Here is a 26,760-nt window from a genome sequence, read left to right as displayed (position 1 = left end):
GGAGATAATTATGACGACAAATTCAGAAAAAAAACAAAATAATAAACTAGCTATAAGTGTTTGGGAGAAATATCTATCGTTGTGGGTAGGATTAAGTATGATTGCCGGGATATTGATTGGCTATTTTTTACCCGGTGTTCCAATAGCTTTAGAGGGAATGACATTTTATAACGTCTCCATACCAACTTCCATTTTACTTTGGATTATGATATTTCCAATGTTTTTAAAAATAGATTTTTTTAGTGTGGTAGGCGCTTTAAAGAAACCCAAAGGTATTGCGTTGACTAGCTTCATTAATTATGCAATTAAGCCTTTTACGATGTTCGCTATTGCCGCATTTTTCTTCTATGTTGTATTTAATCAGTGGGTTAGTTCAGAGTTAGCTGGAGAATATATAGCTGGTGCTGTTTTACTAGGAGCAGCGCCTTGTACAGCAATGGTATTTGTTTGGAGTAAACTTACAAATGGTGATCCAGCCTATACCCTGGTCCAGGTTTCGGTAAATGATATTTTAATCCTATTACTATATGTTCCAATCGTTTCGTTGTTACTAGGTGTCACAGACATTGATGTTCCAATGGAAACGTTAGTTTTATCATTGGTATTATTCATAGTTGCGCCATTAGTAGCTGCTATTTTTACACGTAACGTAGTGGTAAATAAAAAAGGAAAAGAGTATTTTGAAAATACTTTTATTGGAAAATTTGATGGTTATACAAATTTGGGCTTGGTTTTAACATTAATTATTATTTTTACAACTCAAGGACAACCCATTATTGAGAATCCTCTCCACATTTTACTTATTGCAGTTCCTTTAATTATTCAAAATATTTTGATTTATGTTATAGGGTACGGGGGATCCAAAGCCTGTCGTTTGCCATACAATATTGCAGCCCCAGCATCTATGGTGGGCACTAGTAATTTCTTTGAACTAGCGGTAGCGGTATCGATCTCAATGTTTGGATTAGATTCAGGCGCAACTCTTGTGACCGTTGTTGGTGTTCTAATTGAAGTACCAATGATGTTATTGTTAGTCAAATTTTCAAATAAAACAAAACATTGGTTTGACGGGTATGAATACTAAATAAAGAATAAAATGATGGAAAAGAGGCAGACAACATGAAAATAGTTATTATTGGTTCCGTTGCAGCCGGCACATCCGTAGCGGCAAAAGCTAGAAGAAATACCGAAGAAGCTGAAATTGTTGTTTATGACCAAGGAAAAGATATTTCTTATTCTGTTTGCGGGATTCCTTATCAAATCGGTGGAGAAGTCGAAAGCACTGACCAACTGACTCCCCGGAATGCTGCTTGGTTCAAAAAGCGTTATAATGTTGATATTTTTACTGAACACAAAGTAACCAAAGCCAATCATGAAACGAAAACGTTGGAAGTGTTGAATGTCGTAACAGGGGAAACGAAAGAGGACCACTATGATGTATTGGTGCTTGCCACTGGTGCGTCCCCATTCACACCACCGCCCTTCAACCAAAATGAATACGATAATGTCTTCCAGGTGCGGAACATTCAGGATAACCGCGACATCACTGCTTACCTTTCCCTGAAGCAACCGAAGAAAGCTGTCGTAGTTGGTTCTGGTTTTATCGGCTTGGAAATGACCGAGCAATTGGTACATAAAGGGATGGAAGTAACCTTGGTGGAAATGCAGGATCAAGTGATGCCGCCAATGGATGCCGATATGGCATTCCGCGTCGAGGAACACTTGCGTGCTCATGGCGTTCGTCTCCTTTTGAGTGATACCGTGAAGACCATTGACGGTAAAAATTCAGTTAAGAGTGTGACCACCACCAAGGGCGAAACCCTTGAAGCTGATGTCGTCTTCCTCTCGGTTGGCGTTCGTCCCAATACTGAGTTGGCCAAACAAATGGGCGTGGAGATTGGCACTACAGGCGCTATTGCCGTGAATAAAAAAATGCAGACCAATGTGCCGGATGTGTATGCGGTCGGCGATGTGGCGGAAAGCTTCAGCGTCATTACCGGCAAACCGATTTACCGTCCATTGGGCTCGACGGCCAATAAAATGGGACGCATTGCTGGGGACGTTATTACGGGCGGAAACCTGGAACACCGAGGAGTACTGGGAACCGGGATCTTCCGAATCTTTGACCTGCACGTCGGCCAAAGCGGTTTAACCGAAAGAGAAGCGATTCAGGAAGGCTATGAATACGAAACGCTTTATAACTTGAAATCCGATCACGCTGAATATCTGGGCGGACAGGAATTAACCATTAAAGCTTTGGCAGACCGCAAGACGGGCCGTGTCCTAGGCGCGCAAGTTATTGGCAAAGGTGGTGTTGACAAGCGGGTTGACGTGCTTGCTACCGCCATTACTTTCGGCGCCAAAGCGGAAGACCTTTTCCACTTAGATTTGGCTTACGCACCGCCGTTTGCAACGACAAAAGATCCCGTTCTTTATACCGGTATGGCATTGGATAATGCCATCAAACGTAACCCGTTGATGACGCCGACTAAGATATTAGCCGCTCAAGAAAAAGGCGAAGCAATCCAGATCATCGACACCCGTTCGAAAAAGGATTATGAAAAATCCCATGTAAAGGGTGCCGTCCATATCCCGCTAGGGGAACTAAGAATCCGTGCGGAAGAATTAGACAAGGACGTACCGACCGTCACTTACTGTAATAAAGGCGTGACCGGGAATGCGGCCCAAAACGTTTTGATTAATCATGGCTTCAAGGAAGTCTACAACCTATCTGGCGGAAACAAGAACTACCAGAGTTACGTAACTATGTTGGACGCTAAAAAATAACAAAAAGAGGACAAATGGTTCATTCCACTTGTCCTCTTTTTGTGGAAACACACTGAAATATCCTTGCGTAAAGAATAAAAACAATAAACTTCAAAAGGTGTTAGTAAAAATAATTTATACGGTGCAATTTTTGATAACAGTTTACTCATTGTTAAGCAATGGGACGGGTTTTATCTTGTTCTACTCCAGGGGCACCCGCTTCGGAATCTAAAGTATAATGAGCCACGAGTGCAGCCAAAGCCCCCCGAGAAGTGTCGACAATGTATACAACCACATTTGTGACAGTGCAGCTCCGCCCATTAAGACAGCTGGACCAAAACTACGAGCTGGATTTAACGATACATCCGTTATTGTTCCACCCATTACGATAAGAGCAACCAAGAGCAAACCGATAATCAGTCCTGCTAAATGTGAATCGCCTTTTTTTCCAGTCGTTACCAGAATAACCAAGACAAAGATAAAGGTCAAAACAAGTTCAATCATAAACCTGCCAAGAATGGTCATCCCTGCAGCCAATACCATGACAATGGGTCATTCAAAGAAAAAGACAATCGTACGCCAGAGCAAGAAGAGTTGATACAACTTCGTAAAGAAAACAAAAAATTAACCATGGAGAATGATAGTTTAAAGCAAGCCGCGCTGATCATGGGACGAAAGTAGATGTGATTCGCAACAACCGTCATAAATACTCGGTATCAGCAATGTGCGAAGTCCTTGGAATCGCTAGAAGTACCTACTACTATGAAGCCAAGGTTCGTGATGAGCAAGAAGAAGAATTAAAAGACTTAATTGTAGATATTTTTAAAAAAAGCCGTCAAAATTATGGCGGACGCAAAATCAAAGTGGAGTTGAAAAAGCTAGGCTGGACGGTGTCCAGACGTCGAATTGGGAGAATCATGAAAGAACAAGGACTTGTTTCCAAATACACTGTAGCTCAGTTTAAACCGTCACTATCTCCATGTAATGAATCCATGAGAGGTAATACGCTGAATCGAAAGTTTGATCAGGACCAAGCATTGAAAGTAATTGTAAGTGACTTAACCTATGTGAAAGTCGGACAAAGATGGCATTATATATGTATTTTAATTGATTTATATAATCGTGAAATTATCGGGCACAGTGCAGGTCCTCACAAAGATGCTGCCTTAGTTCAACGCGCTTTTGCATCTGTCCCATACAATCTACATGACCTCGAAATGTTTCATACCGATAGAGGCAGTGAGTTTAAGAATCAATTAATCGATCAGGCACTTGAAACCTTCGGTATTGAGCGCTCACTCAGTAAAAAAGGAACACCGTACGACAATGCCGTTGCAGAAGCTACATTTAAGACGATCAAAACAGAATTCGTTAAAGGGGCTTATTTTACTAACCAACAAGAACTTGACCTTGCACTTTTTGATTATGTTCATTGGTTTAATCGCATCCGAATTCATGGATCATTATATTATTTAACACCGAATGAATACAAGTTAATGAACCTTTAAAAATTTGTTTGATTTAGTGTTGACATACCATGGTATGAAGATATATATGATATGTCCCCATATGATATAGCTGAGCTATTTGAGAAAACAGTAAAGGACGAAGTAGGAATAACTGTTACATTTAAAGCGATAGACCTTAAGGTATCGATTTTAGAAGACTAGAAATAAGGTATTAAAAATAAAAAAATAAGAATATAAAAAAACTAATTCTAGGATTGAATATAGCAATAAACGATAGGAAGTAAAAATCTATCGTCTTTTTTTGTTTTTAGAAATTATAAAAAAAGCAAAGCATGCTTGACAAAAAAAGTAAAGCGAGCTATACTACAAATGCAAAGCGAGCTTGCTATTGGAGGGGGAAAATGAAAAATACAATTTCTCAATTAAGAAAACGGCATAAAATAACTCAAGAAGAATTGGCAAATGAAGTTGGAGTAACAAGACAGACCATAACTTCCATTGAAACTGGAAAATATATAGCGTCACTGCCTTTGGCTTTTAAAATTGCTAAGTTTTTTGATATGAGTATTGAAGAAATATTTAGTATAGAGGAGGATGATTAATATGAACAAATTAGAAAATTATAAAAAAGAGATAGGATCTAGAATTAGTATTTTAGTTTTATTATGTATAGTCGCCTTGCTCGCAGTTATTATTGGAAATTTCTATTTAAAATATAAATTTCCATTAAAAGAAGATGTGACAGATTATGTAGTAGGATTTTTTACTGGTCTTGAACTAGTATCTGTATTTTATATGGGAATGCTTGTTAGAGCATATAGGAATAGAGAGATATTGGAAAAGATGTACACTAAAGAAACAGATGAAAGAGTGATATTAATAAAGATGAAGTCAGGAGCAAATATAATACCTATATTTTCAATGGTTATTGTAATTGTTTCTTTAATTGTAGCATATGTAAGTTATGAAGCCTTTTTAGCGTTAATGATAGTGGCATTTGTACAAATAAAATTTTCTATAATATTAAAAATATATTGGTCAAAAAAGATTTAAAAATATTATAGTAAAGGAATTAGGCGATAGAAATTAAAAACTCTATCGTCTTTTTTTATACGATAGATTGTCAAATTAAGTGCAACAGTTCTTCACTGAACACCTCGTGTGGTGTTTTCCAGTCTAAGCATTTTCGTGGGCGATTATTGATTAATGCCACTGCCTCCTGGAGTTGGTTTTGAGATAAAAAATCAACGTTTGTCCGTTTATGGAAAAATTCCCTCAACAGTCCGTTGCTGTTTTCGTTGCTGCCTCTCTGCCAAGCGGAATAAGCATCGCAAAAATAAACAGGGATCTTCAAGTCAGATTCGATTGTGGCATAACAGCTGAATTTCTTTCCCCAGTCGGTCGTGAATGTTTGGAACGCTATTTTGGGGAGAACGTGATAGAGTTTGCGAATAGCCGCGTCCTTGGACGCGGCAGAGCGATTGTGCATTTTAATACCGATGTACAAACGCGTTTTCCGCTCGACAAACGTAGCGACACAGCCTTTGGCTTGACCACGTCCCGAAACGACTGTATCTAACTCCCAATGGCCAAAAGATTTCCGATTGTTGACTTTTTTTGGACGTTTCGAAATGGACGTCCCGACATTAAATCGTCCACGTGTTTCCTTTGGGTTCTGTCTTTTTCCTTTCTGTCGCAAGGCAGTCAAAGGAAGGTCAATCATCCCAGCATACAGCCAACGGTAAATGGTTTTAAAACTCAGTTTCCCCTTGAACAACCGGCCTATAATTTGTTCGTTCGGCTATGGTAAAATGAGTGTAATTCATGACGATCCCTCTGTTCGAATGTTAGTGTGGTAACTTCATTCTACACGAGGGCGTCATGGGTTTCTTTTATTTTCCCCTAAGTGTTGCACTTAATATTACAATTCATCATTTTTTTAAAAAATAAAAAAACAGCCGACTTCTCGCATGAGGTCGGCTGTTTAGCAGTATTAATCTCTTGAATATTTATCTTCTATTTTACTAAACCATAATGAAAAGACTGTTCCTAGTGCAAACATAATCACCGAGAATAAAATAGCAGTAGTCAATGTTAAACCAGATTCTGCTAAACCAGCTGTTGTCAATGATGGAAAAACGGTTGTTGGGAAAATAGCAATTGATGATCCGACAACCATTCCTAAAATGAAGTGATACATTTTAGAATAGTAACGGCCAAATAACCAGTTCACCAACTTAGCAAATAATAGCACACAGGCCATTAGTCCAATTGCTAATGGAATCGTAACTGAAAAATCAAAAGCAGAGATACCCGCCGCCATTTTGTCGTATAGGCCAAAATAAATTAAGAAGTTACTTGGACTCATACCCGGAACAATCATACCTAAACCGACCATAGCTCCAGAGAAAATCCATGCTAAGAAACTTGGCTGTATTTGGGTCAGTTTTGCACTACCCATCATCATAATTAATAAAATAAAGATAGCAGACACAATAAGGGTTAACCAATCGCCACCATTTCGGCCTTCTTTACCAGCCGTTCTAAATAACGATGGAAATGTTCCTGCTACAAATCCAATAAATAAACAGGTAAATTGAGCAGCGTATTGTCCAAATGCCTTTTCAACAAATACAGAGAAGACAACAACTCCTAAAACGCCTCCGATACCAATTGGAATAAAGTAACGGACGTTAGCCATAAAGTTCTTTTTAATATTTCCTAAGAATTTCAATAATGGGTCATAGATATTAAAAATAACAGCTAGTACGCCTCCTGATAGTCCGGGTAAAATAGCTCCGATTCCTACAGCGACTCCCTTTAACATTCGAATCAACCATCTTGTTGGGTTATCTTTTTCTAAAATAATTTGATTTTCTTCCACTCAATCTCACCTTCACTCTTTTATTCTTATCTTCTGTAGTATAGCCTATTGCGTCTTATTTTGTACGTTTAAGCTAACTCTTTTTATTATAGCCTTTTTTTCCATGATGAAAAGATAAGTTTCCTTTTAAAATAAACGCTTTTTCTCTTTTTTAGCGGATTATATAGATGAAAGGGTGTGACAAGATGCGTTTAATGTTGATGATTTATTATTTTTTTATTGGAAGTTGCTTTGCTTCCTTTTACTGTGTAATAGCTGACCGATTACCGAGAAAAGAATCCATCATGGCTCAGCAGTCGTTTTGTACTAGCTGTAAGCATCCATTAGCTTTCTTTGACTTAGTTCCTGTACTTTCATTTCTAAGTTTGAGAGGACGCTGCCGTTACTGTCAGAAGAGGATTAAAAGTAATCTCTTAGTTTTTGAAGTGATAGGGGGCAGCATCTTCATAATAATTGCATCTCATTATCAGGGTTTTACGTTTGTTTTTTTTAGTTGTTTCTATACTATTCTTTTTTTAGTAGCCGTGATTGATTATTATTACTTCTATATACCTGACTGCTTACAACTCCTTCTTTTTATCTTTACTTTCTTCTATCATGTTGCCAACGATAGCCTCAACCAACTACCGATTTGGTTTGGTCTTGTTATGATGATAATCGTAGGAATTTCAGCTAGTTGGTGTGTTCCAGATGGATTGGGTGGCGGTGATATGAAACTAATGGCTATCTTTGGTTTTTATTTTGGATTTTATGCGTCTTCAGCTACGCTTTGCTTAGCATCACTGATGGGGATTGTTTACCTCTTTATTTTATCGCGCTATAAATCCACTCTTTTTCAGCCGCTTATTCCCTTTGGACCGTTTCTAGCATTAAGTTTTTTTATGATTAATGAGTACTTTTATTTATAAGCTACACAAAAAGGCAGGAGGAAATTAAAATTCCCTACTGCCTTTTTTGCTCATTATTCTTCAGTTAAATCTGTTGAGCCGATAAAAGAATCTTCTGCATTTGCTGAATCAGCAATGCTGTAAACACTAGATGTACCAATATTAACAGCTTGTGGATCCATCTTGCGGTAACGAGCCATACCCGTACCTGCAGGGATTGTCTTACCGATAATAACATTTTCTTTCAGACCTAATAAGTCATCTGTCTTACCACGTAATGCAGCATCAGTAAGAACACGTGTCGTTTCCTGGAATGATGCAGCAGAAAGGAAGCTGTTTGTTTCCAAGGAAGCTTTAGTGATTCCTAATAATACTGGACGAGCTGTTGCTGGAACTTCTCCTGCACGAATGCTAGCAGCATTTCGGTCAGTAAAGTCAGCAATATCCATCAATGTACCTGGCAAGATTTCTGTTGAACCTGGGTCCATGATACGTACTTTACGTAACATTTGGCGAACCATTACTTCAATATGCTTGTCTCCGATTTCTACCCCTTGCATACGGTATACTTTCTGAACTTCGCGTAGTAAGTAAGTTTCAACTGATAACACATCACGAACACGTAACAATTCTTTCGGATCGATTGACCCTTCTGTTAATGGCGCACCACGGTGAACGAAATCACCTTCTTCTACTTTCATACGTGCTGTATAAGGCACGGAATAAGTACGTGTATCTGTTACACCTTTAACCGTTACTTCTTTCGAACGTTCTGCAGCATTCTCGTCAATTGAGATTACTTCTCCCGTTACTTCCGTAACAACTGCTTGTCCTTTCGGATTGCGTGCTTCGAAAATTTCTTGGATACGAGGTAACCCTTGAGTAATATCATCTCCGGCAACCCCACCCGTATGGAATGTACGCATGGTCAACTGAGTACCTGGTTCACCGATTGATTGAGCGGCAATTGTACCAACTGCTTCCCCAACTTCAACTTCGTTACCAGTTGCTAAGTTCATACCGTAACAGAACTTACATACACCATGACGTGTGTTACATGTAAAGACTGAACGAATCGTTACTTTTTCAATACCTGCATCAATGATTTCTCTTGCTTTATCTTCTGTAATTAGCTCGTTATGTGCAACTAAAACAACACCTGTTTCTGGGTGAATAATTGATTTTTGAGCGTAACGTCCGATTAGGCGTTCTTCTAGTGATTCGATGATTTCATTTCCTTCACGGATAGCCATGATATCCAAACCACTATCAGTTCCACAATCATCATCACGAACGATAACATCTTGTGCAACATCTACTAGACGACGTGTTAAGTAGCCTGAATCGGCAGTTTTCAGAGCCGTATCGGTCATACCTTTACGGGCACCGTGAGTAGAAGAGAACATTTCTAAGACTGTTAGTCCTTCACGGAAGTTAGAAATAACCGGTAACTCCATGATTTTACCAGATGGTGATGCCATCAATCCACGCATACCAGCAAGCTGTGTAAAGTTGGAGATATTACCACGGGCACCTGAGTCACTCATCATGAAGATTGGGTTTTCTTGACCTAGAGATTTCATCAGTTCAATTTGGATCAAGTCTTTTGCTTGATTCCAAGTGTTAATAACACTGTTGTAACGTTCATCATCAGAAATCAAACCACGACGGAACTGTCTTGTCGTTGCTTCAACTTGTTTATGAGCTTTTTCAATAATTTCTTTTTTAGATTCCAATACAAGAATGTCAGCCATACCTACTGTAATACCTGAACGAGTAGAGACGCTGTAACCCAAGTCTTTCATCTTGTCAAGCATGCGTGATGTTTCAGTCACATGGAATTTTTTGAAGACAGCAGCAATGATATTACCAATGTTTTTCTTCTTAAATGGTCCTACAATTTCTTGTGCTTCAATAAATTCTTTCACATTTGTACTTGCATCGATAAAGTACTTATCTGGTGTTGCTTCTTCTAAGTTTTCTTGCGTTGGTTCGTTTAAATATGGGAACTCATCAGGCATAATAGCGTTGAACATCACCTTACCAACAGTTGTTACAAGAAGGGCATCTTTTTGGTGATCCTTCCATGGCTTAGCTGGTAATGATTTTGTATACAAAGCAATACGAGTATGCAAATGCACATAACCATTTCGATAAGCCATTTCCACTTCGTTTGGAGTAGAGAAAATCATTCCTTCCCCAACCGCACCTTTTTCTTCCATTGTTAAGTAATAGTTTCCTAAAACCATATCCTGAGATGGTGTAACAACTGGTTTACCATCTTTAGGGTTCAAGATATTTTGTGCTGCAAGCATCAATAGACGTGCTTCTGCTTGTGCTTCTTCACTCAACGGAACGTGAACGGCCATTTGGTCACCGTCAAAATCGGCATTATAAGCCTCACATACTAACGGGTGAAGACGAATCGCTTTACCTTCAACTAAAACAGGTTCAAAGGCTTGGATACCTAGTCTGTGTAGCGTCGGTGCACGGTTCAATAGAACCGGATGTTCACGAATAACTTCTTCTAAAACATCCCACACATCATCGTCCATACGTTCGATTTTTCGTTTCGCATTTTTAATGTTTCCTGCTAATTCACGTTGAACTAATTCTTTCATCAAGAAAGGTTTAAATAGTTCTAGTGCCATTTCTTTTGGAAGTCCACATTGGTACATCTTCAAGAATGGTCCCACAACGATAACCGAACGACCCGAATAGTCTACACGTTTACCAAGTAGGTTTTGACGGAAACGACCTTGCTTCCCTTTCAACATATGTGATAGAGATTTCAATGGACGGTTTCCTGGTCCTACAACTGGACGACCACGACGACCGTTGTCAATTAAAGCATCCACTGCCTCTTGTAACATACGTTTTTCGTTTTGAACAATAATATTTGGTGCATTTAAGTCCAACAAACGTTTCAAACGGTTGTTACGGTTAATGACACGGCGGTATAAATCGTTCAAGTCACTTGTTGCAAAACGGCCACCCTCTAATTGAACCATTGGGCGCAAGTCTGGTGGGATAACTGGAACAACGTCCATAACCATCCACTCAGGTTTGTTGCCAGATACGCGGAATGCATCCAAGATGTCTAAACGACGGATAGCACGCGTACGTTTTTGGCCTGTTGCTGTTTTTAGTTGTTCTTTTAATTCTTCACATTCTGCTTCAAGGTCAACGCGTTGAAGTAATTGTTTAATTGCTTCTGCACCCATTGCAGCATGGAAGCTATTTCCATATTGTGCACGTTTTTCACGATATTCACGTTCAGTTAACAATTGTTTTGCTTCTAATGTTGCGTCACCTGGTTCGATAACCACATAGCTTGCAAAATAAATGATTTCTTCTAGTGCACGTGGACTCATATCCAATACAAGACCCATACGACTTGGAATACCTTTGAAGTACCATACGTGTGTAACTGGTGCTGCTAATTCGATATGCGCCATACGTTCACGACGAACTTTAGAGCGCGTTACTTCTACACCACATCGGTCACAAACGATACCTTTATAACGGATACCGTTATATTTTCCACATGAACATTTCCAATCTTTTTGTGGTCCAAAGATTCTTTCACAGAACAGACCCTCTTTTTCAGGCTTCAATGTTCTATAGTTAATTGTCTCTGGTTTTTTAACTTCCCCGTAAGACCAGCTACGGATTTTATCAGGTGAAGCCAAAGAGATTTGCATTTGTTCGAAATTATTTACATCTATCAAGGGGCTTCCCTCCCTTTTCTGCTGAGCTGCCCAATATGCTCATCCTACTTTAACAGCCAATCTGAACGTTTTAGAAACAAAAAGCAGATAGGAACAAGGAACAGATCGTTCCTTGTTCGGCTATGCTTACTCTCTTGTTTCTCCTGCCTCAGTTTCTGCATCTTCTTTTTTAACTTCAGTTTGTTTGTTTAAACGTTCGAAATTCACAACGTCATCTTCTTCGTCCATATCGCGTAATTCGATTTCTTCTCTATTTTCGTCTAATACTTTCATATCTAGACCTAGAGCTTGTAATTCTTTTACTAATACGCGGAATGATTCTGGAACACCAGGTTTTGGAATTGATTCACCTTTAACAATCGCTTCGTAAGTTTTCACACGTCCGACAACGTCATCTGACTTGTAAGTCAAGATTTCTTGTAGTGTATAAGCAGCACCGTAAGCTTCCAGTGCCCAAACTTCCATCTCTCCGAAACGTTGTCCACCAAATTGAGCTTTACCTCCAAGTGGTTGTTGTGTAACAAGAGAGTATGGTCCTGTTGAACGAGCATGTAACTTGTCGTCTACCATGTGGGATAGTTTCAAGTAGTACATAACCCCAACAGAAACGCGGTTGTCAAATGGCTCACCAGTACGACCATCATAAAGGACAGTCTTAGCATCTTTCGCCATACCAGCTTCTGCTACTGTTCCCCAAACATCTTCTTCACTTGCCCCATCAAATACTGGTGTTGCAATATGAATACCAAGTTGGCGAGCAGCCATACCTAAGTGTAATTCCAATACTTGTCCAATGTTCATACGAGAAGGAACCCCTAGTGGATTCAACATGATATCAACTGGTGTACCATCTGGTAAGTATGGCATGTCTTCTTCCGGCATAATACGGGATACAACCCCTTTATTACCGTGACGTCCCGCCATCTTATCCCCTTCGCTAATTTTACGTTTTTGAACAATGTAAACACGAACGAGTAAGTTAACACCAGGTGATAATTCATCGCCTGCTTCACGTGTAAAGACTTTAACGTCATGAACGATTCCGCCGCCACCGTGTGGTACGCGTAGTGATGTATCACGAACTTCACGTGCTTTTTCACCGAAAATAGCATGAAGAAGACGTTCTTCAGCAGATAATTCAGTTACTCCCTTAGGTGTTACTTTACCAACAAGAATATCGCCATCGCGAACTTCAGCACCGATACGGATAATTCCGCGCTCATCTAAATCTTTCAAAGCGTCTTCTCCGACGTTTGGAATCTCACGAGTGATTTCTTCAGGTCCAAGTTTTGTATCACGAGCTTCTGATTCATATTCTTCAATATGAACAGATGTATAAACATCATCTTTAACAAGACGTTCATTCATGATAACCGCATCTTCATAGTTGTAACCTTCCCAAGTCATGAAGGCTACTAAGATGTTTTGTCCAAGTGCCATCTCACCTTGTTCCATAGATGGACCATCAGCAAGAATGTCCCCTTTTTCTACTTCTTCGCCTAAGCTAATGATTGGGCGTTGGTTGTAACATGTTCCAGAGTTTGACCGTTGGAACTTAATCACATTGTATTTATCAAGTGCGCCGTCTGGACGACGTACGCGGATTTCGTTAGCATCAACATACTCAACAACACCATCGTTGTTACACAATAAGGCTGCACCAGAGTCATGCGCTGCTTTGTATTCCATACCAGTACCGATAAGCGGAGCTTTAGGATTGATCAATGGAACAGCTTGACGCTGCATGTTGGCACCCATCAATGCACGGTTGGAGTCATCATTTTCCAAAAACGGAATACATGCTGTCGCTACCGCAACTACTTGCTTTGGTGAAACGTCCATGTAGTCAACACGTTCAATCGGCACTTCCAAGTTATCATGGATGTAACGTGCCATAACAATGTCGTTAACAAAGCTACCATCTTCATTTAATAATGAGTTTGCTTGGGCAACAACAAAATTATCTTCTTCATCAGCTGTTAGATAGTCGATGGTATCAGTTACTTTGTGTGTATTCCAATCAACACGACGATATGGTGTTTCAATAAAGCCGTAGTCATTAATTTTTGCATATGAAGACAAACTGTTAATCAAACCGATGTTAGGTCCCTCAGGTGTTTCAATCGGACACATACGGCCGTAGTGAGAATAGTGAACGTCACGAACTTCATAGCCGGCACGGTCACGCGTCAAACCACCAGGTCCAAGTGCAGATAGACGACGTTTGTGCGTCAACTCACCTAATGGGTTTGTTTGGTCCATGAACTGTGACAACTGAGAAGATCCGAAGAACTCTTTAATAGAAGCCACTACTGGACGAATGTTAATTAATTGTTGTGGTGTAATCGTTGAAACATCTTGAATAGACATTCTCTCACGTACTACACGTTCCATACGAGATAAACCGATACGGAATTGGTTTTGCAGTAATTCACCTACTGAACGAATACGACGGTTACCTAAGTGGTCGATGTCGTCAATGTTTCCTAATCCTTCATATAAGTTGAAGAAGTAATTGATAGATGCAAAAATGTCAGCTGTTGTTAAATGTTTAACTTCTGCGTCAATTTCGCCGTTACCAATCACATTGATAATTTTTTCTGGATCTGCTTTTGAAAATACTTTAACAACTTGGATATGAACTGGTTCTGTTACAACACCGTCTTCAGATGGGTGTAGAACAACTTCGTTCAAACCATTATCAAGATGGCTACTTAATCTATCCATTACTTCACGGTTTAATTCTGTACCTGATTCAGCAAGAATTTCGCCTGTTTCTGGATCAACTAATGTTTCAGCCAAGATTTGGTTATAAAGTCTTGTTTTAATGTTTAGTTTCTTATTTAGTTTGTAACGTCCAACAGGGGCTAAATCATATCTTCTTGGGTCGAAGAAACGCGCATATAGTAAGTTACGAGAACTGTCTGCTGTCTTTGGCTCACCTGGGCGAAGACGCTCGTAGATATCTTTCAAGCCTTCTTCTGTTCTTGAGTCAGAAGATACTTTATGAACATCTTTTTCGATTGTCAGCTTCAAGCTGTCATTGTTTCCAAAAATTTCTAAAATTTGGTCATCCGATCCAAACCCTAACGCACGAATTAAAACAGATAGTGGGATTTTACGCGTACGGTCAATACGTACATAAGAAATATCCTTTGCATCTGTTTCAAATTCCATCCATGCACCGCGGTTTGGAATCATTGTATTTCCGAATGTTTCCTTACCATTTTTATCAATCTTATTGTGGTAGTAAACACCTGGTGAACGTACTAATTGCGATACAATGACACGTTCTGCACCATTGATGATGAATGTTCCCATTTCTGTCATCAGTGGGAAGTCTCCGAAGAAAACTTCTTGGTCTTTAATTTCGCCCGTTTCTTTATTGATTAAACGAAGCTTAACATAGATAGGAGCTGAGTAGTTTGCATCGTGTTGACGAGCCTCTGCTACTGTGTATTTTGGCGTATGAAGTTCATAATCCAAAAAATCTAAGGCTAAGTTACCTGTATGATCTTCAATTGGAGAAATATCGCTAAACATTTCTCTTAGTCCTTTTTCCAAGAACCATTTGTAAGAATCTGTTTGAAGTTCAATCAGGTTTGGAAGTTCTAAAACTTCACTGATACGTGAGTAACTTCTGCGGGTACGATGTTTCCCGTAATTAACATTGTGTCCTAACAACTTCTTCACCCCTCATAAAATTTGACTAGAGATACTGAAACTAATTTATTACAATTGCGTTACAAGTGTGACAATTAGCTAACAACCGACTGCAACGACCTGATTTTTGACAAAAAAAAACCAAAAGATCGATGCAATTTCCATAAAAATTACTCTGTCTTTTGTTTTTTGCCGTTTAGAACCGCGGTTGGACAATATTTCAACCTGATTCCCATATATCTTATGTGTCTACAGTACCTATTAGTTTAACAAGGCAACATGGATTTGTCAATACTATTTTAGGCTTTGAAGAATCCAATACCCTTTATCTTTGGCAATCACTTCAACGTTGCCAAAAACCTCTTCCATCAGCTTTTGAGCGCTTGGAGCCCCTTGCTTTTTCTGAATAACAGCAGTTAGACTGCCATTGTCCTCTAAGTAGTCATAAGCTTCACTTAAGATTTGGTGAACGACTTGTTTACCGGCACGAATAGGTGGGTTTGTCACAATGGCAGCAAACCGATTCTTACCCTCGACGCTAGCATAAGCAGAAGATTCATAAACTTTGATGTTGGAAATATGATTTGCTGCTGCATTACGTCTAGCCAAAGCCATTGCACGTTCATTCACATCAACCATTTCAACCATACGATCGGGATAGGCATAAGCCAAAGATAGCCCCATCGGACCATACCCACAACCAACATCTAAAATTGGCCCTGTCGTTTCTTCTGGAAGCTTGAATGTATCAATCAACAATCGTGATCCAAAATCAACTGTCCCTTTTGAAAATACACCTGCATCCGTAGTAAAGCGGAAGTCTTTTCCTTTTAGTGGAAAGGTCCAAGTTGTTTCATCACTTTTTACATTAGGATTCTTTGTATAGTAATGATCCGACATAGCGATCACTCCTCATCATAGACTCTATTTAACTACATCCTATCTTATTTTTAGGATTTAGTCCAAAAAGAAAGGCCGGAACATAATGTTCCAGCCCTTAAGCACTTTAACAGATTATTTAACTGTTACAGATGCTCCAACTTCTTCTAATTGAGCTTTCAATGCTTCAGCGTCTTCTTTAGAAAGACCTTCTTTGATTAGTCCTGGTGCTCCATCAACTAATGCTTTAGCTTCTTTCAGACCTAGACCAGTTGCTTCACGAACAACTTTGATTACTTTAATTTTTGAATCTCCAGCAGAAGTTAATTCTACGTCAAATTCAGATTTTTCTTCAGCTGCCGCTTCTCCAGCGCCACCAGCTGCAGCTACAGGAGCTGCTGCAGTTACACCAAATTCTTCTTCGATAGCTTTTACTAAGTCGTTCAATTCAAGAACTGTTGCTTCTTTAACGTCAGCAATAATTTGTTCAATATTCAATGCCATTTTAAATTCCTCCGTTTGTTTTGTTTTTTGGATTTTTTTGTTAGACAACCCAACTAAGTGAGTGTCTGTTTGATCGATTGTTATGCAGCTTCGTTATCTTTTTCAGATACAGCTTTAACAGCCAATGCAAAGTTGCGAATAGGTGCTTGCAATACTGAAAGTAACATAGATAGCATACCTTCGCGGTTTGGTAGTTTAGCAAGAGCTTCAATTTCTTCTTTAGAAGAAACTTTACCTTCGATAACGCCACCTTTAATTTCTAGCTTAGTTGCTGTTTTAGCAAACTCAGCCATAATTTTCGCAGGTGCTACAACGTCTTCTGTACTAAATGCTACAGCAGTTGGTCCTTTGAAAATATCTTCCATTCCTTCTAGACCTGCAGCTTGTGCAGCGCGAGAAATGATTGAGTTTTTCAATACTTGCATTTCAACGCCAGCTTCACGTAATTGTTTTCTTAGTTCTGTCACCTCAGCAACAGTAAGACCTAAGTAGTCAACTACGACAACTGAAGCAGATCCTTGCAATTTAGCAGTAGCTTCTTCAACTAGTAGTTGTTTTTTAGCAATAGCAGCTTCACTCATCTTATCGTTCACCTCCTGAGATTTTGATAGAATTTTTTGAATAAACAAAAAACTCTATGCCACCTAGACATAGAGGATCCGTTGTTATGAACTGGATTCTTCCTCGGCAGGTTATTAAGACTTGCGTCCCCTGCTGTCTACGGTAAGACATATAATTAACCTAGATGATTGTAACAGAGACAATCATCTAGGTCAAGTTATATTTAAAATTATTTAACTGATGTTGCGTCTACTTTAACACCAGGGCCAAATGTAGATGTTACACTCACGTTTTTGATGTATTGACCTTTTGCAGATGCTGGTTTAGCACGCAAAACAACATCGTGGATAGTTTTTAAGTTTTCGATTAATTTTTCGTTATTGAAAGAAACTTTTCCGATTGGAGCATGGATGTTACCTTGCTTGTCAGCACGGTATGTAACTTTACCAGCTTTGATTTCTTCAACAGCTTTTGTTACGTCCATTGTAACTGTTCCAGTTTTAGGGTTTGGCATCAAGCCTTTAGGTCCTAAGACGCGTCCTAGACGACCTACTTCACCCATCATGTCAGGTGTTGCAACAACAACGTCAAAGTCGAACCAGCCACCTTGAATCTTTTGAGACAAGTCTGCGTCGCCTACGTAGTCTGCTCCAGCTGCTTCAGCTTCTTTAGCTTTGTCACCTTTAGCAAATACTAAAACGCGTTGTGTTTTACCTGTACCATGTGGCAATACAACTGCCCCACGGATTTGTTGATCATTTTTACGAGTGTCGATTCCTAAACGGTATGCAACTTCAATTGTTGCATCGAATTTAGCAAAATCAATTTCTTTTACCAATGCGATTGCTTCTTCAATAGTATATTGTTTTGATGTTTCTACTTTCTCAAGAGCAGCACGGAATTGTTTACTTTTTTTAGCCATGATATTTCCTCCTTGATTGTGGTTTTAACGGATTTACCTCCCACTTGCAACCTGAAACCTCCTTAACGAAGTAACAAGCTGCATGAGAAGCTGCCTGATTATTAGTCTTGAACAGTAATACCCATTGAGCGAGCAGTACCTTCGACCATACGCATAGCAGCTTCTATATCTGCTGCATTTAAATCTTGCATTTTTGTTTCAGCAATTTCTTTTACTTGATCACGAGTTACAGAGCCAACTTTGTTTTTGTTTGGTTCTCCAGATGCTTTGTCCAATCCAGCAGCTTTTTTAAGTAAAACTGGAGCTGGAGGAGTTTTTGTAATGAAAGTGAATGAACGGTCTTCAAACACAGTGATTACAACTGGAATAATTAAACCTGCTTGTTCTTGAGTGCGAGCGTTGAATTCTTTACAGAATCCCATGATGTTAACGCCAGCTTGACCTAACGCAGGACCTACCGGTGGAGCAGGAGATGCTTTACCTGCAGGAATTTGCAACTTAACTAATTTCATAACTTTTTTAGCCACGATACATACCTCCTTGATTGTTCGTGATGTGGTTTAATGGGGTTAAGATTTCCCCTCCCACACTTACAATGCGCCTAAACGCACTGATAGATTATAACAGATCATTTCCAGCAATGCAATAACATTTATAAAAAAAGCGGAAAAATCCGCTTTTTAAATCTTATCAACTTGATCGTAATCGAGTTCTGCGATTGTTTCACGACCGAACATTTCGATGAGAACTTTCAACTTACCTTTTTCTGCATCCACTTCTTCAACTATACCTGACAAGTTATTGAAGGCTCCTTCAGTGATTGTCACACTCTCGCCTTTTTCAAATGTCATATTGTGGATGCGTGTACTCATACCCATGCGTTTCAGAATCCATTCAATTTCATCTGGTAGTAATGGTGCTGGCTTGCTTCCTGCTCCGTGAGAACCAACAAATCCTGTTACACCTGGCGTATTACGAACCACATACCAAGACTCATCTGACATGATCATTTCCACCAATACATAACCAGGGAATGTTTTATGGGTTTTTTTCTTTTCTTCGCCGTCTTTCATTTCAATTTCTTCCTCTTCAGGAACAACGACGCGGAAAATATAGTCTTCCATATTCATGCTTTGTGCACGTGACTCAATGTTCATTTTAACTTTGTTTTCGTAACCAGAGTAAGTATGCAACACATACCAACTTTTTTCATTTTCGATCGTTTCCATCCTTTTCACTTCTCTCCTATTATTTGTCTCGAGTTATTTACCGTATAATAAAAAACCTTTCTCATAAGAAAGGTTTTCTTTATCGACCACATTATAGCAAAACAAGCATTATTTTACCATATGCACTCACTGATGGGCAGTAAAAAATTAGTTTAAAAATAATCCTAATAATTCACTAATTCCAAAATCAACTACTGCAAAAAATACAGCAAATAAAAGAACGGTCACAACAACTGTACTTGTGTATTGCGTTAATTCTTTTCCTGTTGGCCAAGTTACTAATTTCATTTCGTCCTTAACACTCTTTAGGAATTTCACCGTCTGTCCCACTCCTCTTATTAAAAATTACTTCGTTTCTTTGTGTAACGTGTGTTTACCACAATATCTACAGAACTTTTTAACCTCTAAACGTCTCGTGCGACTTTTTTCAGTAGGTGTAATGGTATAATTTCTCGAACCACATACAGTACAAGCTAGCGCAGTATTTCTTTGAACCATCGTCGCTCACCTCTCTTCAATTATTACTCTTTATTAAATCCGTTAACTAAAAATAGATATACCCCTTTATAGTAGAGCTATCTAGCTTTCTTGTCAATCGACTTTTTCAAATTATGAGAATACTACAGCTAATACTAGGGCTACAATTTGAACCCCATGAATCAGAACAAGATTCTTAATTGCAATCGCAAATGTCGATGCTTTATCCGGATTAGCTTGGAAAGTTTTAATATTTTTTTGAACAAGCGGGAATAATAAAACAACAAGCAACATCCATACGGTCGTCACTCTCAAAACTACAGCTAAGATGACCGCCGCAAAAACACCATAGTACAACAAGCCATATAACTTCAACGCAAGTGGTTTACCTATATAGTAGACTAGCGTATAACGATGATTACTCACATCCGTTTCAAAATCACAGGTGTTATTAGCAAGCATGATATTAGCAATCGTAAAGACAAGCGGCAAAGCATTTAGAAAGACAATTAAAACATTCAACAAATGTCCCTCTAAATGAAAAGCGGGCCAATCAATCACCAACGTTATCAGTTCATTTCCCGGCACATTAATAAAAACTGCAATAAAGAAAATACCAAAGCCCATGGTCAAGCCAGACAGCACTTCACCAAGCGGCATACGGGAAATCGGAAACGGACCAAAGGTATACAAGATACCAATTAAAAAGCAAATTGCTCCAATAACTAACAACAAACTATTTGTTCGGTAAGTTAAGACAATCCCCATAGCAGCTGCCACCATCACCATGGTCACGATGAGACGCGTTGCCTTTTCGACTGAAATACCTGCTCGACCTAGAATGTTCTCACCGTCACGGTATTCCGTATTCTTAGCTTTGACATAATCCATGGTGTTGTTAATAGCTGTCGTTGCCATATCAAAAATAATCATCGCTACAAAAAACAAAAAGGTGTTCCAGCCGTCAAAAGACGAAAAATAATACGCTGAAAACAAAGTACCTAATAAAAAGGGAAATAAACTCGCAAGCTTCGTCTTAATTTCAACGAGTTCTAAAAAAACGGGCATGGTTAACATATTTACTCTACTCCTCTACCAATGTGTATGATTGATTTGTCAGTTCAAAATTATTCTTAATACCTTCTGATAAATAGACTTTATTATCCTTCGTAATAAAGACAGCATCCACATCATCACGGCTATTAATATAATCCAAGCCTGCCTCAACACCTAAACCAAACACAAGGGTCGACAAGGTATCTCCATCAACAGAGTCTTCCGAAATAATAGAAACGCCTGCGATTTCATTGTCAAAGGGATAACCTGTTTTCGGATCCATTAAATGATGGTAGAGCTGACCGTCAACCTCTAAATAACGCTCATAAATACCTGACGTCACAATTGAGCGATCCGATTGGACAGTAGAGCCAACACTCGACCCGCGAACACCTAATGGGTCTTGAATACCAACACGCCAAACTTCGCCGTCACGACTTGGTGAACCACCCATAACAAAGACATTCCCGCCTAAATCAATAATCGCGCTCGTTATATCTTCTTCTTCAAACAAATCACGAACTTGGTCTGCAATGTATCCTTTAGCAATCGCACCTAAATCGAGAGCCATCGCCTCATTAGGCAAGTAGACCGATTGCTCTTCATCGTTAAAAGTAACTTCTGTAAAATCAATAGCTAATAAAGCTTGGTCAATCTCTTCTTGGCTCGGTTTCCGAGCATCATCAAAGCCGATTCGCCACAAGTTAGTAATCGAACCAATAGCATAATTAAACTGACCATCCATCTCATCACTATAGCTATCAGCAATCTTCAATAATTCATAAACGGCTTCTGATACAACTACCGCATGGTCACCTGCCGCGGCATTGATTTTTGAAATATCAGATTCAACCGTTTCTCCGGTAATCTTATCTGCCAACTCGCGTACCACATTAAAACCGTCCTCAAGAACGTCTTCTTTGCCTTCATTATAAATTCTCAATGACACATAGGTCCCCATTAAAAATTCTGTGTCTTCATAAGCTTGCTTACGCAGTTCTACTTCTTTTTCATTTGAACAGCCCGCTAATACAAGCCCCAACATCACAACCAAAACGCCTAACAGTCGTTTGGACTCTTTCATCTCAACCACCTCTTATATATTTCTCTCGCTATTTTACCATGTTATACCCTAAAAACAGCAACACTAAGAAAAGCCGACAAGTCCGCATTGGCCTATGAAAAAATAGGACATTTGACCCTGAATTGTCAGGAGACTTCACGCTTCAGCCGGTTAGTCGAATGATATGCGTTAGCGAGCAGCGAAGCGCGCAATGGGGTAAATTTATCTTTTTTTCACTAGGTCAGGACTTGGGAGCTAGACATTGATGGCTGAACTTATAATCCCCTAGTCTATAAAAAAAGAGAGCTGGACACATGTCCCAGCCCTCTTTCCGCTATTGTTTCTTAGTTATCGATTTCGATTGTGTCTGTGTTTCCAGCTTCAGCAGCAGCTACTAATTCTTCTGCATATTTAACGAAGCCTTCTGAAGAACTTGTTGCACCAGATACAACTTCCACTGAAGAAGGATCTTGAGTTTCAACTAATTGTCCGTTTAATTCTGGAATAAAATCTTGTGGACCTACACCAGTTTTTTCAGCCATCATTGCTTGGTAGTCATCACTTTCAGATTTTTTTTCGCCAGCTTCATTAACATAGTCGAAGTCTGAAGTTGTAATTTCGCCGTTAGCAACTTCAATTGTGAAGTTAACTTTCCAACCATTTTCATCAAAGTTCTTTTCAACTAATGTGTAAGTACCGTCTTGTAAACCAGTTGCTACTTCTGAACTTACTACTTCTGATGATGCTTCAGTTGTGTCTGTATCGTTACCGCCACATGCTGCTAAAAGCAATGTAGAAGCGAATGTTAATGTTAATGCTGAGAATTTTTTATTTAAAGCCATGTCATATACCACCTTTTTATTTTTTCTGCAAAGAACTCGGCCCACCTGCCAAAAACTTCACAAATTCATTACACCGTAATATTACCACCGTATGTAACCTATTGCAAACAAAATGTAATTAATATGAGAAAAAAAGCGTTCTTTTTTCTCATATTTTTATCTTTCTTTAACTTAAAAAGATGTAAACCCTTTGTTTTTAGCTGTTTTTCTAAAATTTTCTGGCAAGCATTTGTTCACTAATGCGCGATATAGTAATTTTTACTTGGTTTTCTGGCAATTGATTAATTTGTTTTAACGCTTTATTGGTGTATTTTTCAGCTAATACTCTAGCTTTCTCAATCCCACCAGCTGCTTTAACCAACTCCAATACGTCTTGCACTTCAGAATCGGAAATGGTTGCTCCTTTTAAGAGATAAGGTTCAATTTCTTTTTTATGGGTTTGCATGGCATATAAGAGTGGGGCCGTATAAATACCATTACGAACATCTTGCATAGCGGGCTTACCGATTACATCGCCCGTCTCAGAATAATCTAAAATATCATCTGTAATTTGAAAGGCCATTCCGATGTTACTACCAATTTGATAGGCTTGCCTAGCGACACGATTATCTACTTGATAGGCACCAGAGTAACAACTTAGGGCAAACAATTGGGCTGTTTTCCCTTTAACTTGACTCAAGTAATCCCGCATCCGCATATTAACCGCATATTTACGAGACATTTGATTCAATTCGCCAATTAAAATGGTTTCCATTCCTTTCGTATTTAATGGCACTTCATTTGAATCTGTCACATAATCTTGCAAAAGAGCAAAACAAACCGTAAACAAATAGTCGCCTGTATAAACAGCTACTCGGTTGCTATAGGCTGTATTCAGAGTATCCTGCCCGCGACGTGTTGCTGATTCATCAATCACATCATCATGAATAAGTGTTGCCATATGTAACACTTCCACAGCCGCTGCCAATGCTCGTGATTTCTCCACATTACGATCAGTAGCGAATTGGGAAAACAGTAGCGCATAGGCCGGTCGGAGTAACTTACCTCCTGAAGCAAGCATTTCTTTTATTTTATTTTGGACATCCTTATTATTAATCGTTAAGTGTTGTTCAATCAGCGATAGCGTAGCAGTTAACTCATCACGTAGGTCTGGATATTCATTCCACATTGGATGGACGTTCATCATTAACTTTCCCTCCCTGTTACATGCCGGCTGTCTGAAAGGACATCTAGGCTATCTTCCGGTTGATCGACCGGTTCGTCTGATGTTACTTCTACTAATAATCGGTGTGGCAAACAAAGAATCGTTTCACCAACAGCATCGACAGCATTCATACGCACACACACTTGGTCGCCACAATTGGCTTCTATCATCTCAACGGATGCCCCGTTGCGAACAATCGTATTTTCGTGTCCATGATCATCGTGATAATGGAATATTTCTGTTTCACCATCATCAACTAAATCAAAAACTTTTACAACCTCACCATCTACCTTTACCACAGCTTGTATCGTTGCTTCATCAGCCGTAGCCTGACGATAACTAAAGACACCTAATGGTAAAAAAGAGGCGATCATCAACACCACAACAATAATAACGTCCCCTCGACGTATCATCTTTATATATTTCATCTTCTATCCCCGCCTCCATCTGAGACCACTTTCATATTTCTTCCTTAAAGATAAACAAAAACAGAGATTAAGGCAAGTTTCCCTACCTTAACCTCCGTTGGTTTTATTTTTGCTTCTTATTTAGCTTCGCCTGGCTCGTAAATTGACTTAATGTCACCATACCACCATTTACCAAGCCTATTGGAAATCCATGGAATCACATAATAATCTAGACCGAACGCACGACCTGATCCGTTCATCAATGAGATTGCGACTGGCACGAACCACATATTTACCCAGTAGAACATACCTGACAAGCAGAATGATACAACAAGCGCTACTGTAGCAGCATTTGCTAACCATGTAAACAAGCCAAAGATAATCGCTAAACCAATTGCAATTTCAACAAGTGTCATGAATTTTTGGAAGAATAGAGCAACTTCCACGTTTGGAATCATGAATTCCATGATCTTAGCAAACCAACCTGGCATTTCTTTCAATACCATCATTGGTTCTTCACCGTAAACATAGTTTAATCCAAAGACTGCTTTAGAAACTTCTTCAACTGTTTCAGATGCACCAGAGGTTGGGTCTTGCAACCATGAGAATGGTAGGACAACCTCATTACCAAACCAAGATGTTGAGCCGAATAGACCAAACATTTTCTTGACCCCTTCAAAAAGCCACATACTACCATAGAATACACGTAGTGGTAAATTCCACAATACATTACCATAACGAGATAAGTGTTTACGGAAAATACTACGGCCATCTCTAATATGGAAGAATTCGTGATGGATATATTTAACAAAGTAGAACAATGAACCAATTGTTAGGAAGTAAACCAAGTTAATTAAATGTTTAACTGCCATCGCTAAGAAACCGCTCAAATGGATTTTATCCATCAAGTAAGCAACACCGTAGCGTGAACCAATTGAAATCATGAAACCTTGGTAGTTTCCTTTATGTTCTGTCTTTTCTTTACCTTCGATTTTAGCAATAATGTTAGCTGCTGCTGTGTGTCCTGTTTGTTCAGCACTCTGAACAATTTGAGGAACAGGGCGGTTGTCTTTGTCTGGTTCTTCGTAGTAAACGATATCCCCTGCCAAGTAAACATCCTCAACACCTTGAGCTTCCATGTATTTATTAGCAACTAAACGTCCTGCGCGTGCCAATTCAATGCCATAATTTTCAGCATCAGAGTTCGCTTTAACACCTGCTGTCCAAATCAGTGTATGAGTTGGAATAACTGTGCCATCTGTTAACTCAATTGCATCTGGATCAACTTTAGCAACACCGTTACCTTTGATGATATTTACGCCATTTTTAGCTAAGTAACGTTCTGCTTTAGATGCTTCTTTCTCAGTTACCATCGCTAGAATGTTTGGCGCTGCTTCTACTAAATGGAAGTTGAATTCGGCTGGGTCAAGTTTGTTGTCTTTTGCCAAGCGGTCTTTCCATTCCATCAAGTCACCAATCATTTCAACACCAGTAAATCCAGCACCTGAAACAACCATCGTTAGCATTGCTTGACGTTTTTCTTTATCATGTTCAATTGCTGCTGCTTCTACCGTATCTTTAATATGACGACGGATAGTGTTAGCATCTTCCCATGACCATAAAGTGAAGCCGTGTTCAGCTACACCAGGAATGTTAAATGTATTTGGCTCTCCACCCATTGCTACGATTAAGTGGTCGTAGTTAAAGGTTGTTTTCGCTGTTGTCACAACTTTTGTTGCATGATCAACATGTGTCACTTCGTCTGTCACGATGTCAACATTTCGATTGCGATTAAATAAACGATTTAAGTCATATTGAATTGCGTCGGGCTCAACACGTCCCGCAGCTACTTCGTGAAGTTCTGTCATATATGTTTGATAAGAGTGACGGTCAATTAACGTGATTAAAACATCGTCATTCTTTTTAAAGTGTTTAGCAAGTTTCTTCGTTGCTGCTACCCCAGCAAATCCAGCGCCAATCACAACAATATTTGTTTTAGCCATTGTATGCTCTCCTTTATAATTCCTAAAATAAAATAAGTGCCTAGCTCCTTCGAGCCTGTATATTTTTTAACAAACTAGAGTTCACTTACTATTTATCAACTCACCCCAATATTATAGAATACTTGTGAAAAGATGTCCATGTAAAGTTGAATGAAAACTTGATTATTAAGACTTTTTAATTGGTACCGTTTGCTTGACTGGCTATGTTTATTC

General features: G+C 39.1%; 24 protein-coding genes, 1 pseudogene and 1 other annotated feature. Of the genes and pseudogenes, 6 read left to right on the top strand and 19 right to left on the bottom strand.

Features of this window, described 5'->3' with window-relative positions:
- Nucleotides 1-10: 10 nt before the first annotated feature.
- Both arsB and BW721_RS09080 read left to right on the top strand, forming a co-directional pair.
- Nucleotides 11-1,084: an ACR3 family arsenite efflux transporter gene (gene arsB / locus BW721_RS09085; RefSeq protein WP_076768038.1), complete on the top strand. Its 1,074-nt coding sequence runs from the start codon at nt 11-13 to the stop codon at nt 1,082-1,084.
- Nucleotides 1,085-1,119: 35 nt separating this feature from the next.
- Nucleotides 1,120-2,787 carry an FAD-dependent oxidoreductase gene (locus BW721_RS09080; RefSeq protein WP_076768036.1) on the top strand — a complete coding sequence of 556 codons (1,668 nt, stop codon included), beginning with the start codon at nt 1,120-1,122 and terminating at the stop codon, nt 2,785-2,787.
- A 207-nt stretch (nt 2,788-2,994) separates the two neighbouring features.
- Here BW721_RS09080 and BW721_RS09075 read toward each other — a convergent pair whose 3' ends face one another.
- Complete coding sequence (locus BW721_RS09075) at nt 2,995-3,309, bottom strand: aquaporin (RefSeq protein ID WP_076768034.1); 315 nt, start codon at nt 3,307-3,309, stop codon at nt 2,995-2,997.
- Between BW721_RS09075 and BW721_RS09070 the strand changes: the two genes are divergently transcribed.
- The 3 genes from BW721_RS09070 (at nt 3,202) to BW721_RS09060 (ending at nt 5,288) form a co-directional block, all read left to right on the top strand.
- A protein-coding gene (locus BW721_RS09070) for an IS3 family transposase (protein WP_442905244.1) occupies nt 3,202-4,274 on the top strand; the annotation gives its coding sequence in 2 pieces (ribosomal slippage) (nt 3,202-3,409 and nt 3,409-4,274; 1,074 coding nt in all). The two genes, BW721_RS09075 and BW721_RS09070, sit on opposite strands and share 108 nt — an antisense overlap.
- Nucleotides 4,275-4,636: 362 nt before the next feature.
- Nucleotides 4,637-4,837: a helix-turn-helix transcriptional regulator gene (locus BW721_RS09065; protein WP_076768031.1), complete on the top strand. Its 201-nt coding sequence runs from the start codon at nt 4,637-4,639 to the stop codon at nt 4,835-4,837.
- 1 nt (nt 4,838) lies between these two features.
- On the top strand, nt 4,839-5,288 hold the full coding sequence (locus tag BW721_RS09060; RefSeq protein WP_076768029.1) for a hypothetical protein: 450 nt from the start codon (nt 4,839-4,841) through the stop codon (nt 5,286-5,288).
- Nucleotides 5,289-5,358: 70 nt separating this feature from the next.
- On the opposite strand, the pseudogene BW721_RS09055 reads toward BW721_RS09060, so the two are convergent.
- Both BW721_RS09055 and BW721_RS09050 read right to left on the bottom strand, forming a co-directional pair.
- Nucleotides 5,359-6,030: pseudogene (locus BW721_RS09055) on the bottom strand (IS30 family transposase); the annotation flags it as partial.
- A 198-nt stretch (nt 6,031-6,228) separates the two neighbouring features.
- A complete protein-coding gene (locus BW721_RS09050) occupies nt 6,229-7,119 on the bottom strand; it encodes a DUF368 domain-containing protein (protein ID WP_076768026.1) in 891 nt (296 codons plus the stop codon).
- A 185-nt stretch (nt 7,120-7,304) separates the two neighbouring features.
- On the opposite strand from BW721_RS09050, the gene BW721_RS09045 reads away from it, so the two are divergent.
- Entirely contained in the window at nt 7,305-8,027 is a 723-nt protein-coding gene (locus tag BW721_RS09045) for a prepilin peptidase (RefSeq protein ID WP_076768024.1), read from the top strand.
- Between the two features lie 53 nt (nt 8,028-8,080).
- On the opposite strand, the gene rpoC is transcribed toward BW721_RS09045, so the two are convergent.
- From rpoC to BW721_RS08965, 16 genes are all read right to left on the bottom strand, one after another.
- On the bottom strand, nt 8,081-11,737 hold the full coding sequence (rpoC, locus tag BW721_RS09040) for a DNA-directed RNA polymerase subunit beta' (RefSeq protein ID WP_076768023.1): 3,657 nt from the start codon (nt 11,735-11,737) through the stop codon (nt 8,081-8,083).
- A gap of 126 nt (nt 11,738-11,863) precedes the next feature.
- Nucleotides 11,864-15,430 carry a DNA-directed RNA polymerase subunit beta gene (rpoB, locus tag BW721_RS09035; RefSeq protein ID WP_156892226.1) on the bottom strand — a complete coding sequence of 1,189 codons (3,567 nt, stop codon included), beginning with the start codon at nt 15,428-15,430 and terminating at the stop codon, nt 11,864-11,866.
- Nucleotides 15,431-15,694: 264 nt separating this feature from the next.
- Nucleotides 15,695-16,300: a class I SAM-dependent methyltransferase gene (locus BW721_RS09030; protein WP_076768019.1), complete on the bottom strand. Its 606-nt coding sequence runs from the start codon at nt 16,298-16,300 to the stop codon at nt 15,695-15,697.
- 114 nt (nt 16,301-16,414) lie between these two features.
- Complete coding sequence (gene rplL / locus BW721_RS09025; RefSeq protein WP_076768018.1) at nt 16,415-16,783, bottom strand: 50S ribosomal protein L7/L12; 369 nt, start codon at nt 16,781-16,783, stop codon at nt 16,415-16,417.
- 80 nt (nt 16,784-16,863) lie between these two features.
- The gene (gene rplJ / locus BW721_RS09020) at nt 16,864-17,364 is read right to left on the bottom strand and encodes a 50S ribosomal protein L10 (protein ID WP_076768016.1); all 501 of its coding nucleotides are present in this window, start codon (nt 17,362-17,364) and stop codon (nt 16,864-16,866) included.
- Between the two features lie 36 nt (nt 17,365-17,400).
- Nucleotides 17,401-17,525, bottom strand: a sequence feature (ribosomal protein L10 leader region).
- Nucleotides 17,526-17,573: 48 nt separating this feature from the next.
- A complete protein-coding gene (rplA, locus tag BW721_RS09015) occupies nt 17,574-18,266 on the bottom strand; it encodes a 50S ribosomal protein L1 (RefSeq protein ID WP_076768014.1) in 693 nt (230 codons plus the stop codon).
- A gap of 101 nt (nt 18,267-18,367) precedes the next feature.
- Nucleotides 18,368-18,793 carry a 50S ribosomal protein L11 gene (gene rplK / locus BW721_RS09010; RefSeq protein WP_156892225.1) on the bottom strand — a complete coding sequence of 142 codons (426 nt, stop codon included), beginning with the start codon at nt 18,791-18,793 and terminating at the stop codon, nt 18,368-18,370.
- 153 nt (nt 18,794-18,946) lie between these two features.
- A complete protein-coding gene (gene nusG, locus BW721_RS09005) occupies nt 18,947-19,495 on the bottom strand; it encodes a transcription termination/antitermination protein NusG (protein WP_076768010.1) in 549 nt (182 codons plus the stop codon).
- Nucleotides 19,496-19,642: 147 nt separating this feature from the next.
- Nucleotides 19,643-19,813, bottom strand: a complete 171-nt coding sequence (gene secE / locus BW721_RS09000) for a preprotein translocase subunit SecE (RefSeq protein ID WP_198031338.1) — start codon at nt 19,811-19,813, stop codon at nt 19,643-19,645.
- 27 nt (nt 19,814-19,840) lie between these two features.
- Nucleotides 19,841-19,993, bottom strand: coding sequence for a 50S ribosomal protein L33 (gene rpmG, locus BW721_RS08995; protein ID WP_076768006.1), 153 nt, complete (start codon nt 19,991-19,993; stop codon nt 19,841-19,843).
- Between the two features lie 111 nt (nt 19,994-20,104).
- The gene (gene menA, locus BW721_RS08990) at nt 20,105-21,049 is read right to left on the bottom strand and encodes a 1,4-dihydroxy-2-naphthoate polyprenyltransferase (RefSeq protein ID WP_076768004.1); all 945 of its coding nucleotides are present in this window, start codon (nt 21,047-21,049) and stop codon (nt 20,105-20,107) included.
- A 7-nt stretch (nt 21,050-21,056) separates the two neighbouring features.
- A complete protein-coding gene (locus BW721_RS08985) occupies nt 21,057-22,112 on the bottom strand; it encodes an FAD:protein FMN transferase (RefSeq protein WP_076768002.1) in 1,056 nt (351 codons plus the stop codon).
- 323 nt (nt 22,113-22,435) lie between these two features.
- Entirely contained in the window at nt 22,436-22,933 is a 498-nt protein-coding gene (locus BW721_RS08980) for an FMN-binding protein (RefSeq protein ID WP_076768000.1), read from the bottom strand.
- Between the two features lie 208 nt (nt 22,934-23,141).
- Nucleotides 23,142-24,119 (bottom strand): polyprenyl synthetase family protein, encoded by a 978-nt coding sequence (locus tag BW721_RS08975; RefSeq protein ID WP_335617477.1) that lies wholly within the window; start codon nt 24,117-24,119, stop codon nt 23,142-23,144.
- Nucleotides 24,119-24,565, bottom strand: coding sequence for a NusG domain II-containing protein (locus BW721_RS08970; protein ID WP_076767998.1), 447 nt, complete (start codon nt 24,563-24,565; stop codon nt 24,119-24,121). Before BW721_RS08970 ends, BW721_RS08975 begins: the two co-directional genes overlap by 1 nt.
- A gap of 116 nt (nt 24,566-24,681) precedes the next feature.
- Nucleotides 24,682-26,547, bottom strand: a complete 1,866-nt coding sequence (locus BW721_RS08965; RefSeq protein WP_076767996.1) for an FAD-dependent oxidoreductase — start codon at nt 26,545-26,547, stop codon at nt 24,682-24,684.
- Nucleotides 26,548-26,760: the final 213 nt, after the last annotated feature.

Origin of the sequence: Jeotgalibaca sp. PTS2502 (assembly GCF_001975685.1) — a bacterium.
Lineage (GTDB): Bacteria > Bacillota > Bacilli > Lactobacillales > Aerococcaceae > Jeotgalibaca > Jeotgalibaca arthritidis.
This window is presented reverse-complemented; position numbering and strand designations above follow the sequence as displayed.

What these genes read in the sequence shown, in the direction of transcription:
- arsB (WP_076768038.1), top strand. Translation starts at nt 11, where the DNA reads ATGACGACAAATTCAGAAAAAAAACAAAATAATAAACTAGCTATAAGT.
- BW721_RS09080 (WP_076768036.1), top strand. Translation starts at nt 1,120, where the DNA reads ATGAAAATAGTTATTATTGGTTCCGTTGCAGCCGGCACATCCGTAGCG.
- BW721_RS09075 (WP_076768034.1), bottom strand. Translation starts at nt 3,309, where the DNA reads ATGGTATTGGCTGCAGGGATGACCATTCTTGGCAGGTTTATGATTGAA.
- BW721_RS09065 (WP_076768031.1), top strand. Translation starts at nt 4,637, where the DNA reads ATGAAAAATACAATTTCTCAATTAAGAAAACGGCATAAAATAACTCAA.
- BW721_RS09060 (WP_076768029.1), top strand. Translation starts at nt 4,839, where the DNA reads ATGAACAAATTAGAAAATTATAAAAAAGAGATAGGATCTAGAATTAGT.
- BW721_RS09045 (WP_076768024.1), top strand. Translation starts at nt 7,305, where the DNA reads ATGCGTTTAATGTTGATGATTTATTATTTTTTTATTGGAAGTTGCTTT.
- BW721_RS09030 (WP_076768019.1), bottom strand. Translation starts at nt 16,300, where the DNA reads ATGTCGGATCATTACTATACAAAGAATCCTAATGTAAAAAGTGATGAA.
- rplL (WP_076768018.1), bottom strand. Translation starts at nt 16,783, where the DNA reads ATGGCATTGAATATTGAACAAATTATTGCTGACGTTAAAGAAGCAACA.
- rplJ (WP_076768016.1), bottom strand. Translation starts at nt 17,364, where the DNA reads ATGAGTGAAGCTGCTATTGCTAAAAAACAACTACTAGTTGAAGAAGCT.
- rplA (WP_076768014.1), bottom strand. Translation starts at nt 18,266, where the DNA reads ATGGCTAAAAAAAGTAAACAATTCCGTGCTGCTCTTGAGAAAGTAGAA.
- nusG (WP_076768010.1), bottom strand. Translation starts at nt 19,495, where the DNA reads ATGGAAACGATCGAAAATGAAAAAAGTTGGTATGTGTTGCATACTTAC.
- rpmG (WP_076768006.1), bottom strand. Translation starts at nt 19,993, where the DNA reads ATGGTTCAAAGAAATACTGCGCTAGCTTGTACTGTATGTGGTTCGAGA.
- menA (WP_076768004.1), bottom strand. Translation starts at nt 21,049, where the DNA reads ATGTTAACCATGCCCGTTTTTTTAGAACTCGTTGAAATTAAGACGAAG.
- BW721_RS08985 (WP_076768002.1), bottom strand. Translation starts at nt 22,112, where the DNA reads ATGAAAGAGTCCAAACGACTGTTAGGCGTTTTGGTTGTGATGTTGGGG.
- BW721_RS08980 (WP_076768000.1), bottom strand. Translation starts at nt 22,933, where the DNA reads ATGGCTTTAAATAAAAAATTCTCAGCATTAACATTAACATTCGCTTCT.
- BW721_RS08975 (WP_335617477.1), bottom strand. Translation starts at nt 24,119, where the DNA reads ATGATGAACGTCCATCCAATGTGGAATGAATATCCAGACCTACGTGAT.
- BW721_RS08970 (WP_076767998.1), bottom strand. Translation starts at nt 24,565, where the DNA reads ATGAAATATATAAAGATGATACGTCGAGGGGACGTTATTATTGTTGTG.
- BW721_RS08965 (WP_076767996.1), bottom strand. Translation starts at nt 26,547, where the DNA reads ATGGCTAAAACAAATATTGTTGTGATTGGCGCTGGATTTGCTGGGGTA.